At 67.7% G+C, this 16,872-nt stretch carries 15 protein-coding genes; 6 read left to right on the plus strand and 9 right to left on the minus strand.

Annotated elements, in window-relative coordinates:
• Positions 1-26 precede the first annotated feature (26 nt).
• Positions 27-953 (minus strand): methyltransferase domain-containing protein, encoded by a 927-nt coding sequence (locus ACSQ8Y_RS19505; RefSeq protein WP_436268090.1) that lies wholly within the window; start codon positions 951-953, stop codon positions 27-29.
• Positions 954-1,021: 68 nt separating this feature from the next.
• On the opposite strand from ACSQ8Y_RS19505, the gene ACSQ8Y_RS19510 reads away from it, so the two are divergent.
• Both ACSQ8Y_RS19510 and trmL read left to right on the plus strand, forming a co-directional pair.
• On the plus strand, positions 1,022-1,966 hold the full coding sequence (locus ACSQ8Y_RS19510; protein WP_436268091.1) for a ComF family protein: 945 nt from the start codon (positions 1,022-1,024) through the stop codon (positions 1,964-1,966).
• Between the two features lie 22 nt (positions 1,967-1,988).
• Entirely contained in the window at positions 1,989-2,459 is a 471-nt protein-coding gene (trmL, locus tag ACSQ8Y_RS19515) for a tRNA (uridine(34)/cytosine(34)/5-carboxymethylaminomethyluridine(34)-2'-O)-methyltransferase TrmL (protein ID WP_436268092.1), read from the plus strand.
• 71 nt (positions 2,460-2,530) lie between these two features.
• On the opposite strand, the gene ACSQ8Y_RS19520 is transcribed toward trmL, so the two are convergent.
• From ACSQ8Y_RS19520 to ybaK, 7 genes are all read right to left on the minus strand, one after another.
• Positions 2,531-3,448, minus strand: a complete 918-nt coding sequence (locus ACSQ8Y_RS19520; RefSeq protein WP_436268093.1) for an ion transporter — start codon at positions 3,446-3,448, stop codon at positions 2,531-2,533.
• Positions 3,449-3,550: 102 nt separating this feature from the next.
• A complete protein-coding gene (locus ACSQ8Y_RS19525; RefSeq protein ID WP_436268094.1) occupies positions 3,551-4,777 on the minus strand; it encodes a metal-dependent hydrolase in 1,227 nt (408 codons plus the stop codon).
• On the minus strand, positions 4,778-5,068 hold the full coding sequence (locus ACSQ8Y_RS19530) for a DUF427 domain-containing protein (protein WP_436268095.1): 291 nt from the start codon (positions 5,066-5,068) through the stop codon (positions 4,778-4,780).
• 20 nt (positions 5,069-5,088) lie between these two features.
• Entirely contained in the window at positions 5,089-6,150 is a 1,062-nt protein-coding gene (locus ACSQ8Y_RS19535) for a sensor domain-containing diguanylate cyclase (protein ID WP_436268096.1), read from the minus strand.
• A 135-nt stretch (positions 6,151-6,285) separates the two neighbouring features.
• The gene (locus ACSQ8Y_RS19540; RefSeq protein ID WP_436268097.1) at positions 6,286-6,933 is read right to left on the minus strand and encodes a DsbA family oxidoreductase; all 648 of its coding nucleotides are present in this window, start codon (positions 6,931-6,933) and stop codon (positions 6,286-6,288) included.
• 76 nt (positions 6,934-7,009) lie between these two features.
• The gene (gene plsY / locus ACSQ8Y_RS19545; protein ID WP_436268098.1) at positions 7,010-7,645 is read right to left on the minus strand and encodes a glycerol-3-phosphate 1-O-acyltransferase PlsY; all 636 of its coding nucleotides are present in this window, start codon (positions 7,643-7,645) and stop codon (positions 7,010-7,012) included.
• Between the two features lie 70 nt (positions 7,646-7,715).
• Entirely contained in the window at positions 7,716-8,207 is a 492-nt protein-coding gene (ybaK, locus tag ACSQ8Y_RS19550) for a Cys-tRNA(Pro) deacylase (RefSeq protein ID WP_436268099.1), read from the minus strand.
• 38 nt (positions 8,208-8,245) lie between these two features.
• On the opposite strand from ybaK, the gene ACSQ8Y_RS19555 reads away from it, so the two are divergent.
• Positions 8,246-9,217: an endonuclease/exonuclease/phosphatase family protein gene (locus ACSQ8Y_RS19555; RefSeq protein WP_436268100.1), complete on the plus strand. Its 972-nt coding sequence runs from the start codon at positions 8,246-8,248 to the stop codon at positions 9,215-9,217.
• Here ACSQ8Y_RS19555 and ACSQ8Y_RS19560 read toward each other — a convergent pair.
• On the minus strand, positions 9,214-12,015 hold the full coding sequence (locus ACSQ8Y_RS19560; RefSeq protein WP_436268101.1) for an EAL domain-containing protein: 2,802 nt from the start codon (positions 12,013-12,015) through the stop codon (positions 9,214-9,216). The genes ACSQ8Y_RS19555 and ACSQ8Y_RS19560 overlap by 4 nt on opposite strands.
• Positions 12,016-12,239: 224 nt before the next feature.
• On the opposite strand from ACSQ8Y_RS19560, the gene ACSQ8Y_RS19565 reads away from it, so the two are divergent.
• Genes ACSQ8Y_RS19565 through ACSQ8Y_RS19575 form a run of 3 tightly spaced genes read left to right on the plus strand, consistent with a single transcriptional unit; the run spans position 12,240 to position 16,822 of the window.
• Positions 12,240-13,493 (plus strand): efflux RND transporter periplasmic adaptor subunit, encoded by a 1,254-nt coding sequence (locus ACSQ8Y_RS19565; RefSeq protein ID WP_436268102.1) that lies wholly within the window; start codon positions 12,240-12,242, stop codon positions 13,491-13,493.
• Between the two features lie 3 nt (positions 13,494-13,496).
• Positions 13,497-16,625 carry an efflux RND transporter permease subunit gene (locus ACSQ8Y_RS19570; RefSeq protein ID WP_436268103.1) on the plus strand — a complete coding sequence of 1,043 codons (3,129 nt, stop codon included), beginning with the start codon at positions 13,497-13,499 and terminating at the stop codon, positions 16,623-16,625.
• Positions 16,622-16,822 (plus strand): hypothetical protein, encoded by a 201-nt coding sequence (locus ACSQ8Y_RS19575; protein ID WP_436268104.1) that lies wholly within the window; start codon positions 16,622-16,624, stop codon positions 16,820-16,822. Before ACSQ8Y_RS19570 ends, ACSQ8Y_RS19575 begins: the two co-directional genes overlap by 4 nt.
• Positions 16,823-16,872 lie beyond the last annotated feature (50 nt).

Consider the following 16,872-nt stretch of genomic DNA (forward strand, 5'->3'; position numbering starts at 1 on the left):
CGCAGCCATATTCCAGTTATCGCTGCCTATTTATTAGGCTTGCGCGGCAAATCGAAGCGGATAATCGACTCGCCCTGGCTGGTGGTGCGCGGCGCCGGGCGGAACGCATGGCCGTACAGCACCTCGAAAGTGAGGCCCAGCTTGCCGTCCGGGCGGCGCTGGCGCTCCAGGCCGGCGACCAGGCGGGCGTGGGCCGCGCGGCCCAGCATACCCTGGCGCCGGGTCGCCAGCGGATTGCCGCCCCAGGCGCGCACGTCGGCCAGCAGGGCCTGCGGCGTGTCATAGGTGACCGTGATCTTCTCCATGTCGAGCACCGGGGTCGAAAAGCCGGCCTCGACCAGCTGGTCGCCGAAATCGTGCATGTCGACAAAGGGCAGCGCGTGCGGGTACAGGTCGACGTCGGCGAAGGCGGTGCGCACTTCGGCGAAGGTGTCCGGGCCGAAGCACGAGAACATCAGCAAGCCCTCCACCCGCAGCACCCGGCGCCACTCGGCGAACACGCGGTCCGGCTGCGGATGCCAGTGCAGCGCCAGGTTGGACCAGACCAGGTCCACGCTGTGCAGCGCCAGCGGCAGGTCGGCGAAATCGCCGCACAGCAGGTCGACGCCGGCTTTCGACGGCAACAGCTTGCTGATCAGCTGGTTCAGGCCGCCCGGCCTGGCCGCCGGTCCGCGCGCCGTGCGCGCCATCGGCTCGGACGCGTCCACGCCCAGCACTTGCGCGGCGGCATACAATTTTTGCAATACCGGCAAATCGGCGCCTTCGCCGCAGCCGGCGTCGAGCACGCGGCGCGGCACGATCTTGACCAGTTGCAAACGGTCCTGCATGCGCGACGAGATCTCGCGGCGCAGGAAGTCGGACGGCGCGGCGCGCTCGGGGCGGGCGAACAGCGCGCGCACGCGCTCGATGTCGATGGGCGCGCTCAATTTAGGCGGCTTGGCGGGAACTTGCATGATCGGTCGGACTCGCGGTCGGATGGGTGAGATAATGGCGGCAGTTTACATGGTTAAGGGAAAACGCGATGCCGACCGGCCTGCCGCCCCTGTTGCCCACGCTGGTACGCGCAATGCAGGCAAGCGCCCGGGCCGCCGCGCGCCTGCCCGACGCGCTGCTGCCGGGCGCCTGCGTGCTGTGCGGCGGCGCGGCCGGCAGCGGGCAGACTTGCCGGGAATGCCACGAGCAGGTATTCGGCGGCGAGCCGGCTGGCTTGCAAGCGCGCTGCCGTGTGTGTGCCAATCCCTTGCCGGGCACGTGGCACGCGAGCCGCGCCGACGGGTCGCTTGCAGCGAGAGCGCAGACCGGCAGTGGCGCAGCGGCCACGGCCGCCTCGGAAGAGGCGGCCAGCCAGCGCGCAGCGGGCGGGGCCCGGGCCGGCGGCGGTGCTGACGCTGGTGGCGGCGCTGACGGTAGCGCTGGCACCTTCGTCCTGTGCGGCCGCTGCCTGGCACACCCGCCAGCGTTTGACGCCACAGTGACCGCCACCGACTACGCGATGCCGGTGGACCAGTTGGTGCTGCAACTGAAATTCGGCGGCCGTTTGGCGCTGGCCGCGCTGTTCGGCCGCGCGCTGGCGGACGCCGCGCTGGCGACGCCGGGCTTGGTCCGCCCCGCCCTGCTCTGTCCCGTGCCGCTGGGACCGCGGCGGCTGGCCGAACGCGGCTTCAACCAGGCGCTGGAGATTGCGCGGATTGTGTCGCGCCGGCTGGACATCGGGCTGCAGCCGCGCCTGGCCGCGCGCGTGCACGACACGGTGGCGCAAAGCCTGGTGCAGCCGTCCGCGCGGCACGCCAACATCGCGCACGCCTTCACGGTGCCGGACGGCGCGCTGGTGGCCGGGCGCCACGTCGGCATTGTCGACGACGTCATGACCAGCGGCCAAACGCTGGGCGAACTGGCCGCCACGTTCAAGCGCTACGGCGCCGCGCGCGTCACCTGCCTGGTGTTCGCGCGCACGCCGCCGCATTAAATTAACAACAGGAGAGCAAGCAGTGTTCCACGTCGTACTCGTCAACCCCGAAATCCCGCCCAACACCGGCAATGTGATCCGCCTGTGCGCCAACACCGGCGCCCAGCTGCACCTGATCGAACCGCTCGGCTTCCCGCTCGAAGACAGCAAGCTCAAGCGGGCCGGCCTGGACTACCACGAATACGCCAGCATGAAAGTGCACAAAAGCTGGGACGACTTCCTGGTCGACCAGCAGCCCGAGCCGGCGCGCATGTACGCGATGACGACGCACGGTTCCGCGCCGTTCGGCGCGTGCCGCTTCCAGCCCGGCGACTACTTCGTGTTCGGTTCCGAGACGCGCGGCCTGGACCCGGCCTTGCGCAACCGCTTCCCCGAAGCCCAGCGCATCCGCCTCCCCATGCGGCCCGACAACCGCAGCCTCAACCTGTCGAACACGGTCGCCGTGGTCGTGTTCGAAGCCTGGCGCCAAAACGGCTACGCCGGCGGCGCCTGACGGCCCTCGTCCCGAGTCGAGCTGAGCCGCATTCCCATACTTTCGCTGGCTCAGCACTGGCTGCGCGCAGGCTAGGCCTGCGGGGCCGGCGACGACGGCGCGGCGGGCAGCGCGGCGCCGCAGTTCTTGCAAAACCGCGCCAGCAGCTCGTGCCCTTCCGCGCTGCAGGCCGGGCAGCGGCGCAGCGGCGCGTAGCCGGTGCTGCGCTGGTGCGTGATTTCCGAACTGATGATGCCGGTCGGCACCGCGAGAATGCCCCAGCCCAGCAGCATCATGAAAGACGCCACGGTGCGCCCCAGGTCGGTCTTCGGCACCAGGTCGCCGAAACCGACCGTGGTCACGGTGCTGATGGCCCAGTAGACGGCGGTGGGGATGCTGGTGTAGCCGTGCCGCGGCCCTTCGACCAGGTACATCACCGTGCCCAGCAGGAGCACCACCATCATCACCACCGACAGGAACACCAGGATCTTGCGCCGGCTCGCCATCAGCGCGCGGCCCAGCATGCTGTATTCCTGGATGTAGAGGGTGAGCTTGAGGATGCGGAACATGCGCAGCAGGCGCAGAATGCGGATGTCGAGCAGCACGTGCGCGCCCGGCACCAGCAGCGCCGCGTAGCTGGGCAGCACGGCCAGCAGGTCGATCACGCCGAAGAAGCTGCGCGCATAGCGCAGTGGACGTCGCACGCACAGCAGGCGGCCGGCGTACTCCACCGTGAACAGCAGCGTGAAGAACCACTCGAAGGCCTTCAGCGGCGTGCCATGCTCGCGCGCCACCGGTTCCATGCTCGACAGCACCACCACGACCACGCTCAGCACGATGGCGCCTATCAGCACCAGATCGAACAGCCGCCCGGCGTGGGTATCGGACTCGAAGATGGCAGCGTACAGCCGCGCGCGCCAGCCGCCGTCCGGCTTGCCGTAGCGCTGGTGCGGATCCGCCGACGCGTTCGCCGGCGCGGGGGCTGCATGAGGAGGTTCGGTAGGCGTCATCGTCGTGGCAGGCAGTGTTGGTTTCGCGCCATCATAGCGCTCCCCGGCAGACGATGCACTTTAACGCGAGCGGACCACGGGACTGCCGATTTGGCGCGAGCGCTAGCGGGCCAGCAAGTCGGCGCGCGGCGGGGTCCATTGCGGGATGCCGGCGGGACAGGCGCGGCCGGCGGATTCGGCGACATCGAGCGTCGTGAAGTTGCCGCGCGGGACGGTGGAGAAGCGCATGTCGCTGGCGACGCCGTCCACCAGCGCCGGCATGCGCGCGAAACGCAGCCAGGCGGCGAACCAGCAGTTGCCGTCGCGCAGGCGCCGCAACTCGGCCAGGCTGCCACCCGCCTGTGCGTACAGCTCGATGCCGGGCACGGCGTTGCCGTGCGGCGGCGGATCGAGCAGGCCGGACGGGCACTGCTGCGGCGGCAGCCAGTCCGGCGCCAGGCTGAGCAGCCCGCGCCGCAGGCGGTAGCTGTCCGCCGCCTCCTTGCTTTCCACCGATACGAATACCCAGCACAGCGGCTGCGCCGGGAACGCCGTCATCGCCACGTCGAGCACGCGCGCCTGCGGATCGGCCGCCTGCAGCGCCGCCAGCACGCGCTGCCGCCCCAGGCCGCTGGCCACGCCCTGCACCGCGACGAAGGCGACGCTGAGCAACAGCGCCAGCGCCATCGCGGACCGGCTGCGGCGGCGCGCGTTCTTCAATGCAGCCAGCCCGGCGCCCAGCACCAGCAGGGCCGCCAGCGACACGGCGCCCAGGTAGCCGCGCGAGGCGAAATAGCACAGCGCGCCCGCCAGTGCTGCCAGCATCGGCCAGCGCAGCCACGGCGCGCCCACCGCCATGATCAGCGGCACGCCGAACGCGACCCAGAACAGCGGTTCGACGATGAAGATCATGTCGCCGTAAAACCAGCGCGCGTCGAAGGGATAGAAAGGGTGCACGCCATAGGAGTTCAAGAAATCCATGCCGATGTGCAGCAGCAAGCCCAGCACAACGGCGGCGGCCAGCCCTAGCCGAGCCTGATGGCTGCGCCGCAGCAGCGCCCGCGCCTTGGGCCACAAGATCCACAGCAGGGCCAGCAACAGCAGCGCCTGCGGCAGTTCGTACAGCAGCGTGTGCGTGTGGCCGCGATGGTTGAGCAGGTAGCCGAGCGGATCGGGCAGCAGCCTGGTCAGGAACAGGTCGAGGTCGGGGAAATTGCTGGCGGCCCCGCAGGCCGTCAGCAGCAGGCGGTGCCGCGTGCGCTGGCCTGCCTCGTCCGGCTCGGCCGGCAGGCTGCGCTGCACCAGTTCGCCGACGCCCAGGCCGACGACGGTGTGGGTGAGGTTGTCCAACTAGGGCTGCACCTCCACGCCGTGCCAGAAGGCGACGTGGTCCTTGATGTGCTGGGCCTTCTCGGACGGGTGGCGGTAGAACCAGGCGGCGTTTTCGTTGACCTTGCCGTCCACCTGCAAATGGTAGTAGTTGGCCTTGCCTTTCCACGGGCACACCGTGGTGTGCTCGCTTTCCTGCAGGTATTCCTCGGCCACCTTGTCGATCGGGAAGTAGATGTTGTTTTCCACGATCTGTACTTCATTGTCGTTCGCTTCGGCGATCACTTCGCCGTTCCAGATTGCTTTCGGCATGGTTGCCTCCTCTGAATGTGCTAACTTTCGATACGGTCGCGTCCCTTGGCCTTGGCGCGCGCCAGCGCCTCCTCTGTCCGGCGCAGCAGGCTGTCGGCGTCGTTGATGTCCATATGATTGAACGAGCCGACGCCGATGCTGGCCGTCACCGGCAGCAGCCGTCCCGCTTCGCGGTGGATCTGCGCGCCTATCCTGACACGCAAATTCTCCGCCAGTTTGAGCGCGCCGTCCTGCGGCGTGTTCGGCAGCAGCACGCAGATTTGCTGCCCGCCGTAGCGCCCGGCGAGGTCGATCACGCGCACGTTTTCGCGCACCAGGCGCCCGACGCTGGCCAGCACCACGTCGCCCGCGTCGTGCCCGTGCCGCTCGTTGACCGCCTTGAAGCCGTCCAGGTCGATCAGCAGCGCCGACAGCGGCATGCGGAAGCGCCGCGTGCGCGCCACTTCGAACGTCAAACGGCTCAGCAGCGAACGGCGGTTGTGCAGGCCGGTCAAGTCGTCGGTGGTGGCCAGCCCGGCCAGTTCGGCTTGCGCCGCTTGCAGCGCCTGCTTGCTGGCGCGCGCTTCGAGCAGCCCCATCACCTGGCGCGCCAGCCGGCGCAGGCTGTCGGCTTGCTGCGCGCTCAACCGGCCCGGCTTGCCATCCATCACGCACAGCGTGCCGATGGCGTAGCCGTCCGGCGTGGTCAAGGCCACGCCGCTGTACATGCGCATGTGCGGCGCGGACACCGTCATCGGCATGCCGGCGGTGCGCGGGTCGGCGCTGAGGTCTTCGATTTCGGTGGCGTGCTGGCCCAGCACGGCCAGCGAGCAGTAGCACTGTTCGCGCGGCAAGCTGTCCATAGCCAGGCCGGTGCAGGCCTTGACCCAGACCCGCTTGGCGTCCACCAGCGAAATGAAGGCATAGGGCACGCCGCACAGTTGCGCGGCCAGTTCGGTGAGGAAGGTGTACTCTTCGCAGGCGGGCGTGTCCAGCACCTGGTAGCGGTGCAGCGCAGCCACGCGGCGCGCGTCGTCCGGCGGGGTGGCGCGGGTGACGCGGGTGGCGTCACTTGGCGGATGTATTCTCTGTGCGGCCAGCATGGTCGTCCCTTCGTAGCGTCGTTGCGCTTGTCTAGTCTATAAGCCTCGGTGCTACATCGGCAAGTTTAGCGCAAAACAAAGGGCAGCGGAAAGCCTGGATGGCCGCCGCCGTACGCGCTGCATGCCCCCTGCCGCCTAACCGTCCGCCAGGATCTGGCGCAGCGCGCGCTCGAACAGCTCGACCGGCTGCCCGCCGGAAATCAGGTGGCGGTCGTTGATGATGACGGCCGGCACCGAATTGATACCCTGGCGCTGGTAGAACTGCTCGGCCTGCCGCACCTCGGCCGCGTAGCGGTCCGAGGCCAGCACGGCGGCCGCGCCCTCCGCGTCCAGCCCGGCCTTGACAGCGGCGGCCTGCAGCACGGCGTGCGCGCTGGGATCCTCGCCCTCGGTGAAATAAGTGCTGAACAGGGCGTGCTTGAGCTCGCGCTGGCGCCCTTCCAGGCCGGCCCAGTGCAGCAGGCGGTGGGCGTCGAAGGTGTTGTAAATACGGCTGCGCTTGCCCATCGCGAAGTCGAAGCCGACCTCGGCGCCGCGCTGCCGTATCATGGCGCGCGACTGTTCCTGCTGCTCCGGGGTGGCGCCGTATTTCTGGGTGATGTGCTCGGTGATGTCCTGCCCTTCCGGCGCCATGTTCGGGTTCAGTTCGAAGGGCTGGAAGTGCAGTTCGGGCGCGGCGTCGGCGCCGACGCGCTGCAGCGCCGTTTCCAGCGCGTTCAGGCCGATGGCGCACCAGGGGCAGGACACGTCGGAAACGAAATCGATCTTGATGGGGGTACTCATGGCGGCCTCGCGTGTGGATGCCGCCCGGTGCGGCGGCTGATTCCATGCAAGATGGGGCCGCCGGCGGGGATTACAACTATTTCTTCCTCGAGGCGGCGGCGCTCTTGCTGCCGATGCGGCTTTCCTTGCCGGCCAGCAGGTTGGCGATGTTGGCGCTGTGGCGGAACAGCAGCAGCATGCTCATGGCTGCCACCGCGATCAGGATGGAATCGACGCCGAACAACAGGCCGTAATAGAACGGCGCGAACACGGCGGCGGCCAGCGCTGCCAGCGAGGAGTAGCGGAAGGCATAGGCCACGATCAACCAGGTCGCCAGGGTGGCCAGGCCCAGCCAGACGTTCAGGCCCAGCAGCACGCCGGCCGCCGTCGCCACGCCCTTGCCGCCGGCGAAGCGGAAGAACACCGGCCACAAATGGCCGAGGAATACGGCGATGGCCACCAGCGCGATGGCGATGTCGTCTACGCCCAGTTGCTCCTGGAAATGCACCGCCAGCCACACCGCCAGCCAGCCCTTGGCGGCGTCGCCGAGCAAGGTGGCGATGGCCGCCTTCTTGTTGCCACTTCGCAACACATTGGTCGCGCCGGGGTTCTTGGAGCCGTAGGTGCGCGGATCGGCGATGCCGAACAGTTTGCTCGACACGACGGCAAACGAGATCGATCCCAGCAGGTAGGCGCCCACGGCCATCGCCACTGTCAACAGTGCTGTATTCATGTTTCCCCTTATTTTGGTCTTCTGTGCCCTGCCGCTTGCGGCGGGCCGCTGACTATACAGCAACTGCGCTTCAGTCTGCCAGCGCGCAGTGCACCGCCTTGGCCGCGATCAAGTCCAGCAGCACCTGCGGCTTGATGCCGACCAGGTAGCCGCGCCGTCCGCCATTGATATAAACCGTATCGAGCGCGAGGATGCTTTCCTCGACGTACACCGGCAAGGCTTTCTTGGTGCCGAACGGCGAAGTGCCGCCCACCATATAGCCGGAATGGCGCTGCGCCACCTCGGGCTTGCACGGTTCCACCGACTTGCAGCCTATGCCGCGCGCCAGGTTCTTGGTCGACACCTTGCAGTCGCCGTGCATCAGCACGATCAGCGGTTTGGCCGCCTCGTCCTGCATCACCAGCGTCTTGACGACCGCGTGTTCGTCCACCCCCAGCTCGCGCGCGGAGACCGTGGTGCCGCCGTGTTCCTCGTAGTCGTAGGGGTGTTCGGAGAATGCGACCTGATGCTTGCGCAGCATCTGCGTCGCCGGGGTTTCGGAAATATGCTCTTTTTTGGCCATGCCGTGATACGCTAACCGTTCAATAGGAGTTTCTAATTATGCAGCAAGAAATTCGCTTTGCCACCTTCAACGTGTGCAATCTCGCCCCAGCGGGCGTGCAATTGTACGATAACCTGCCACCGCTTTCCGAGCAGGAATACGAGGCCAAGGTGGAGTGGACGGCGCAGCAACTGGACCAGCTGGACGCCGACGTGGTGGGCTTCCAGGAAATTTTTTCCCAGGCGGCACTGCAGGACGTGCTCGCCCGCAGCCGTAAATACCGCAACGCGCTGCAGGCCGGTTTCGACCCCGATCCGCGCGCCACGCGCTTGACGCCCAACGTGGCGCTGGTGTCGCGCCTGCCGCTGGCGGCCGCGCCGGCCGTGTACGCCGAGTTCCCGCAGGGCGTGGTGTCCGATTCCGGCAATCCCGATTCCGACCGCTTCGCGCGCGCGCCGCTGCACGCGCAGGTGGTGCTGGGCAACGAGACCATCGTCGACGTGGTGGTGGTGCACCTCAAATCGCGCCGCCCCGACTACCGGCGCGACGACTGCGGCGAGGAGCCGCTGCACTTCGCGCTGGCCAACCTGCGCTCGCTGGTGTGGCGCGGCACCGAGGCGGTGGCGCTGCGCGTGCTGCTGAGCAAGGTGATGAAGGACGGGCGCCGGCCCTGCATCGTCATGGGCGACTTCAACGACACCGCCGACGCGGTCACCACCACCATCGTGCTGGGGGCCAACCCGAACGCGGGACCGGCCTGCGAACCGGGCGGGGAGTTGCGCGGGCGCATGTTCGACTGCGCCCAGATCCAGCTGCGGCAAGACCACTTGCGCCACGTCGGCTACACCACCGTGCACGAGGGGCAATACAGCACCATCGACCACGTGCTGGTGTCCGAGGAGTTCCACCCGGGATCGCCGCGCGCCATCGGCGAGGTGCTGGACGTGACGTATATGAACGACCACCTGAGCCAGCAGCGGCCGGAAACCTCGGACCACGGGCAAGTGCTGGTGCGCCTGCGGCTGCGCTAGCCTGCCAGCAGCTTGCCCAGCGGGCCGGCCTGCACCTGGGCGTCGGCCAGGTAGCCCTGGTACAGGTCGCAGCCCTCGGCGCGCAGGAAATCGAGCTGTTCCTGGGTCTCCACCCCTTCGGCGATGGCCAGCATGTTCAGGCTGCGCGCCATGCCGATGATGGCGCTGATCACCCCGGTGTTGCCGTCCAGCGTGGCAACGAAGGACTGGTCTATCTTCAGCTTGTCGACCGGATAGTCCTTCAGATAGCCCAGGCGCGAATAGCCGGTGCCGAAGTCGTCTATCGTGAGCCGCACGCCCAGCCCGTGCAGCGCCTGCAGCGTGTCGTGCGCGGCGCTGCCGCCCTTCATGATGATGGCCTCCGTCAGCTCCAGTTCCAGGCTAGCCGGCGCCAGCCCGGCGCTGCGCAGCGCCTCGCCCACGCTGGAGAGCAGGTTCTTCTGCGCGAACTGCGCCGCCGACAGGTTGACCGCCACGCCGACCCGGAAGCCGGCGTCGTGCCAGCGCTGCGCACTGAGGCAAGCCTGCTGCAGCACCCAGTTGCCAATCGGAATCATCAGGCCCGCGTCCTCGGCGGCCGCCATGAAGCGCTCCGGGCGCAGCAGGCCCAGCTCGGGGTGGCGCCAGCGCAGCAGCGCCTCCACGCCCACCGGGCGGCCGCTGGCGATGTCGATCTCGGCGTGGAAGGCCAGTTCGAATTCCTGCTTGCGCAGCGCCTGCCGCAAGCCGTTCTCCATCTGCACCCGCTCGGCGATCTGGGCGTGCATGTCGGCGTTGAAGAACTGGAAGCCGTTGCGCCCGCTTTCCTTGGCGTGGTACATGGCCACGTCGGCGTTGTCGATCAGCTGCTCGATGCGGTCGCCGTCGTTGGGGTAGATGCTGATGCCCACCGAGCCGGACACGTGCAGCGCGTGCGGTCCCAGCTGGAAAGGCTGGTTGATGGCGCTCAGCACGCTGCCGGCCACGTGCGCGGCCTGGTCCACGCCGCCGATGTCGGCCAGGATGATGAGGAACTCGTCGCCGCCCTGGCGGCTCACGGTGTCCGCGCCGCGCACGCATTTGACCAGCCGCTGGGCGATTTCCTTGAGCAGCTCGTCGCCCACGTGGTGGCCCAGCGTGTCGTTGACTTCCTTGAAGCGGTCCAGGTCGATGAACAGGATGGCCAGCATGGTGTGGTTGCGGCGGGCCGCCGCCAGCGCCAGGCTGAGCCGGTCGAGCAGCAGCACGCGGTTGGGCAGGTCGGTCAGGAAATCGTGCTCAGCCAGGTGGCGCGTATGGTCCTCGCTGCGCTTGCGGTCGGTGATGTCGGACAGCATGCCCATGTAGTTGCTGACGCGGTCGGCGCTGTCGCGTATGGTCGTCAGGCTCAGCCAGCCGGGGAACAGCCCGCCGTCCCGGCGCCGGCAGCTGACCTCGCCCTGCCAGTGACCGGTGGCATCCATCTCCTGCCATACCAGGTGCTGGAAGTCGTCGGCGCCGACGCCGTCGCGCCGCATCTTCAGCGGCCGCCCCTGCATGGCCTCGGCGGGGTAGCCGGTGATCAGCGTAAACGAGCGGTTGACCGCGATGATGCGCTTGGCGCGATCGGTCAGCACGATGGCGTCGCGGCAATTCTCGAACACCTGCGCCGCCAGGTGCAAGGTGCGCTCGGCCTGCTTGCGGGCGGTGATGTCGCGCACCACCACATAGAACAGGTAGCCGTGGTCCAGCGAGATCGACGTCATCAGCACCTCGGCCCAGAAGGCCTCGCCGGCGCAGTTCAGGAAGCGCCAGTCGTAGCGCAGGCTGCTGTCGCTGCCGCCATGGTCCTGGCCGCCAGCCTGCCCGTCGATCCGCCTATCGATCCGGCTATCGATCCGGCTATCGATCCGGCCGTCGATCCGGCCGTCCGTCTGACCATCCGTCTGACTACCTGCCCGGCCATCACGCCGGCTATCGGAGCGGACATCGGGTGAACCGCCGGACCGGCTGGCGCCCCGGCTATCGTCCGGGCTGCCGGAGCGGCTTGCGGTCTGGCTATTGCGAGGGCTGCCGGACCTGCTCCCGGCCAGCGCTTCGGGCGGCTCACCGGAGCGGCTGCCGGCCAGAACCTCGGGCGCCTCACCGGAGCGGCTGGCGGCCAGGTCATCGGACGAACTGCCTGAGCGGCCACCTGCCTCGGCATCGGGCTGGTCGCCGGGCAACTGTTTGCCCGATTGTTGTAGTGTGGAAAAATCATGCAGTCGGTGCCCCACCATCTGCTCGCGGCTGACGCACTTGAACAGCTGCATCGCGGCCGGATTGAGGTCGGTGACGCGGTCGCCCTGCAGCATCAGGATGGCGTCGCTGGAGCGCAAATACATCTGCCGGAAGTTGATGCCGGCCGCGCGCAGCGCCTCTTCCTCCAGGCGGCGCGCGGTGATGTCGACGTCGACACAGAACACCTGCTGCACCTTGCCGTCCTGCGCCACCGGGAACAAGGTGGAACTGACCCACAGACGGCGCCCGCCGGCCGTGCCGACCTGCCAGTCCTGCGCCGGCTTGGCGCGCCCGCTGCGCCAGGCGTCGGCCAGCGCCTGCGCATGCTCGGCGCCGCGCTCGAAGGTGAGCAGGCTGGCCAGCGGCCGGCCCAGCGCGTCCTGCGGCGCGATACCGTACAGCTCGGCGCAGCCGCTGTTCCAGAACAGCACTTTGGCGGCCTCGTCCATGCAATGCACGGCCACCAGCTGGGCCGGCTCGACGGTGTCGATCAGGCGCGAAATCAGGTCCAGCGCGTCGGGCACCGGGGTCTGCCCGGCGGTCGGATTCTCATTCTCCACTATGGCCTCGCTGCCGGAAGCGCCCGGGTGGGCTACCGGGCCATCTTGGTCCTTTGCCGCCTGAAACGTATTGCGGGATGTCAAAGGTACGCGGCGTGCGCTTCATCCCGCCTTTCTGCCGCTCAGCCGCCCTTTTTGCCGCTTTGTCGCACCGCCGTGGATGCGGCACTTGAAATTCCCTACAGTGCCAACATCCGCATAGCCCCAGACCAGAGACAACCATAATGAAACTAGAAACCTTGCCCCTGTCCCCGAACACTATTCCCACGCCGACCCGCCGCAACAAACGCTGGCGCGCGCCCGCCATCGGCCTGATCGTACTGGGCCTGGCCGGCGGCGGCTGGACCGCCATGCAGTCCAAGGCCAAGGCGCCCGAGCAGAAAACCGCGCCGGCCGCCGACAAGAAGCCGAAAGGCCCGGAGGTATACGAACTGGCAGCCGCCGACGTGACCGCCATCTCGGCGCGCGCGCTGAGCATCAGCCTGCCGTTGTCCGGCTCGCTGGCCCCGGTCAGCCAGGCCACCATCAAGTCCAAGGTGTCGGGCGAGGTGCGCGAGACCACGGTGCGCGAAGGCATGGCCGTCACGCAGGGCCAGGTGCTGGCCCGCCTGGACCAGGCCGACCTGCACGCCCGCCTGACGCAGCAGCAAGCCATGCTGGACGAGGCGCAAGCCAAGCTGGCCATGGCCAGCCGCAACCACGCCAACAGCCAGGCCCTGCTCAAGCAGAACTACATTTCCTCGACCTCCTTCGACACCACCGCCAACGGCGTGGAACTGGCGCGCGCCAGCGTGAAGTCGGCCGGCGCCATGGTGGAGCTGGCCCGCATCGCCCTGAACGACAGCGTGATCCGCGCGCCGATCAGCGGCGTGGTCTCGAAGCGCCACGTGCAGGCGGGCGAAAAAGTCGCGCCCGACATGGCCGTCTACACCATCGTCAACCTGGCCGAACTGACCCTGGAGGCACAGGTGCCGACCTCGGAAATCCCGCGCGTGAAAGTGGGCCAGGACGTGAGCTTCAAGGTCGACGGCTTCCAGCAGCGCGAATTCGCCGGCAAGGTGGCGCGCATCAACCCGACCGCCGAAGCCGGTTCGCGCGCCATGCTGGTCTATATCTCGGTGCCGAACAAGGACGGCGCCCTGCTGGGCGGCATGTTCGCCAAGGGCAGCATCACCACCGAACGCTCGGCGGTGATGCCGCTGGTGCCGGTGGAGGCGCTGCGCAGCGAAGGCGGCAAGCAGGTGGTGTACGCCGTGGCCGAGGGCAAGGTGGTGGCGCAGCCGGTCACGCTGGGCCTGCGCAACGAGGACCAGGGCTACGCCGAGGTGACCGGCGGACTGCAGCAGGGCGCGCAGGTGATCGTGGCCAGGCTGGAGGGCGTGAAACCCGGCGCCAGGGTCAAGGTGTCGGCGCCGCCGCCCGCGCAGTATCCCGGCCTTGTTCCTGTCAAGGCCGGCGTGCTGGCGCAGCGGAGCTGAGCCATGTGGATCACTAAAGTCAGTATCAGGAACCCGGTGTTCGCCACCATGGTGATGGTGGCGCTGATGGTGCTGGGCATGTTCGCCTACAAGCGCCTGGGCGTGGAAAGCATGCCCAACGTCACGCTGCCGTTCGCGGCCATCGAAGTCGAATACCCGGGCGCCTCGCCGGAGGCGGTGGAGAACGACATCACGCGGCCGGTGGAGGACATCGTCAACACCGTCAGCGGCGTGAAGACCATACGCGCCAACTCCTGGGAAGGGCGCGCCGGCGTCTACCTGGAATTCCAGCTGTCCACCAATATGGACAAGGCCATGCAGGAGTTGCGCGACAAGGTGGCGCTGGTGCGCCCGCGCTTCCCGAAAGAAGCGAAAGATCCCTTCATCGCGCGCGCCGAGGGCGAGAACGAGCAGGCCATCGTCAACCTGTCGCTGTCCTCGTCCAGCCGCAGCCTGCGCGAACTGTCGACCATGACCGAGCAGGTCATCGCCAAGCGCTTCCAGGGCGTGCCGGGCGTGGGCCAGGTGCGCACGCTGGGCACCACCAAGCGCCAGATCCTGATCCACCTCAAGCCGGGCGAGATGACGGCGCAGGGCGTGGGCGTGGACGAGGTGATGCGCGCGATCCAGACCACCAACGCCAACCTGCCGGCCGGCAACGTCAGCCAGGGCGTCAGCGAGCAGCTGATCCGCGTCGAGGGCAAGATCAAGGAAGCCCGCGAGTTCAACAAGATCATCGTGGCGCGCCGCGCCAACGGCCCGGTCTACCTGGAACAGGTGGCCAGCGTGGTGGACGGCGAGCAGGAGGCGCTATCGTATTCGCGCATCAACGGCCAGGCCGGCATTTCGCTGGAGATCACCAAGGTGCAGGACGCCAACGTGGTGCAGGTGGGCGACGGCGTGCGCCAGGTGGCCGAGGAGCTGCAGAAGACGCTGCCCGGGGACATCAAGCTGCGCATCCTCGATTCGCAGTCCGAGCGCGTGCAAAGCCAGCTCGACAACGTCAAGCACACCATCGTCGAAGGCGCCGTGCTGACCATGGTGATCGTGTTCTTCTTCCTCAAGTCGTGGCGCTCGACCATCATCACCGGCCTGACCCTGCCGATCTCGGTGATGGCCAGCTTCATCGCCATGCAGGCCTTCGGCTTCACGCTCAATTTCCTCACGCTGATGGCGCTGTCGCTGTGCATCGGCCTGCTGATCGACGACGCCATCGTGGTGCGCGAGAACATCGTGCGCCACTTCGGCATGGGCAAGGACCACCACAAGGCGGCAGAGGACGGCACCAACGAGATCGGCCTGGCGGTGATGGCCACCACCTTCGCCATCGTCGCCGTGTTCGTGCCGGTGGCCTTCATGGACGGCATCATCGGCCGCTTCTTCCTGCAGTTCGGCATCACCGTGACGGTGGCCGTGCTGGTGTCGCTGTTCGTCTCCTTCACGCTGGACCCTATGCTGTCCTCGGTCTGGCCCGATCCCGAGGAGGGCCGCTTCAAGTGGGTGCCGGGCCTGGGCCGCCTGATGGACCGGATCGAGCGCGGCCTGGACCGGGTGCACGCCTGGTACGGCAAGGTGCTGGCGGTCGCGCTGGACTGGCGCAAGAGCACCCTGGCCGGCACCGCCGTGCTGTTCTTCGCCAGCCTGATGCTGGTGCCGATGATAGGCGGCGAGATGTTCCCCGAGACCGACCAGGGCTGGATCAATATGCGCTTCAAGACCCCGGTCGGCTCCAGCCTGGAATACACCAACGACAAGGTCAAGCAGGTGGAAACGGCGCTGCGCGAGTTCAAGGAAATCGACAGCATCCTGTCCAACGTGGGCACGCGCGACGGCCGCAACTCGTCCGAGGTGAACCTGAAGCTGACCGACGTCAAGGCGACGCACCGCCGCTCGCAGAAGGAGCTGGAAAAGCTGATCCGCGAACGCCTGTCGTCCATCGCCGGCATCCAGCTGTCGGTGGGCCAGAAGCCCATCTTCATCGCCATCCTGGGCACCGACGAGGCCAAGCTGGACGCCGTGGCGCACCGCCTGATGGACAAGATGCGCACCATCAAGGGCGTGGCCGACCTGGAATACAGCCAGGAAGGCGCCAATCCGTCGACCATGATCAAGATCGACAACGAACTGGCCAGCGACCTGGGCCTGTCGGTGCAGCAGATCGGCGCCGCGCTGCGCCCCTTCGTGGCGGGCGAGACCGTCAGCCACTGGCTGGCGGCCGACGGCCAGAACTACGACATCAACGTGCAGCTGCCCAAATCGGGCCGCCAGCGCGTGGTCGACCTGTCCGACCTGTCGATCGCCTCCAGCAAGAGCAACCCGGACGGCACGCCGCGCATGGTGCCGCTGCGCCAGGTGGTGGAATTCGTGCCCTCGTCCAGCCCGCAGGTGCTCAAGCGCCAGGCCCTGCAGCGCCGGGTGGCGATCTACGCCGGCGTGGAGGGCCGCCCGGCGGGCGACGTCGACGGCGACGTGCAGAAGGCCATCAAGTCGATCGAGCTGCCGGCCGGGGTGCGCTTCGACGTGGCCGGCAACGCCCAGCAGATGCAGGAAACCATGGGCGGCGCCATCACGGCGCTGGGCGTGGCGGTGATCTTCATCTACCTGGTGCTCGCTTCGCAATTCGGCAGCTTCCTGCAGCCGATCGCCATCATGACCTCGCTGCCGCTGTCGCTGATCGGCGTGCTGCTGGCGCTGCTCATTACCGGCAGCACCCTGAACATGTTCTCGGTGATCGGCTTCATCATGCTGATGGGCCTGGTGACCAAGAACGCCATCCTGCTGGTGGACTTCACCAACCATGGCCAGCAACACGGCCTGGGCCAGCGCGCAGCCATCATGCAGGCCGGCCAGGTGCGGCTGCGCCCCATCCTGATGACCACCCTGGCGATGATCTTCGGCATGCTGCCCATGGCCATCGGCCTGGGCGACGGCGGCGAGACGCAAGCGCCCATGGGCCGCGCCGTGATCGGCGGCGTGATCACGTCCACCCTGCTGACCCTGGTGGTGGTGCCGGTGGCCTACACCTACCTCGACAGCCTGGGCAAGCGCTGCGCGCGCTGGTTCGGCGGCAAGCAGCAGGAAGGCGTGGCGGCCGCCATGGCCGAGCAGGAAAAAATGGCAGAGGTGGCATGAGGCGCCGTCTGGAGCGCGCAGCGGGCACCCTGCCAGTAGCCCTGCCCGCGCAGATACCCGCGCTGCTGCACGGCGAGCAGCACATTGGCCTCAAGCTGCCGGAAGAAGGAATGGGCTACGCACCGCCGCTGTCCGACAAGACCTATCCGGACGACGCGCTGATAAAAATCAAGTTCGTCGACGAAGCGGCTGCGTGAAGCAAGAAAGGGAGAGGCTGCGCTTCTCCTTTTCATTTCCGAATTTCAGG

The organism is Pseudoduganella sp. LjRoot289 (assembly GCF_964252925.1).
In the GTDB taxonomy this organism is placed as follows: domain Bacteria; phylum Pseudomonadota; class Gammaproteobacteria; order Burkholderiales; family Burkholderiaceae_D; genus Rugamonas.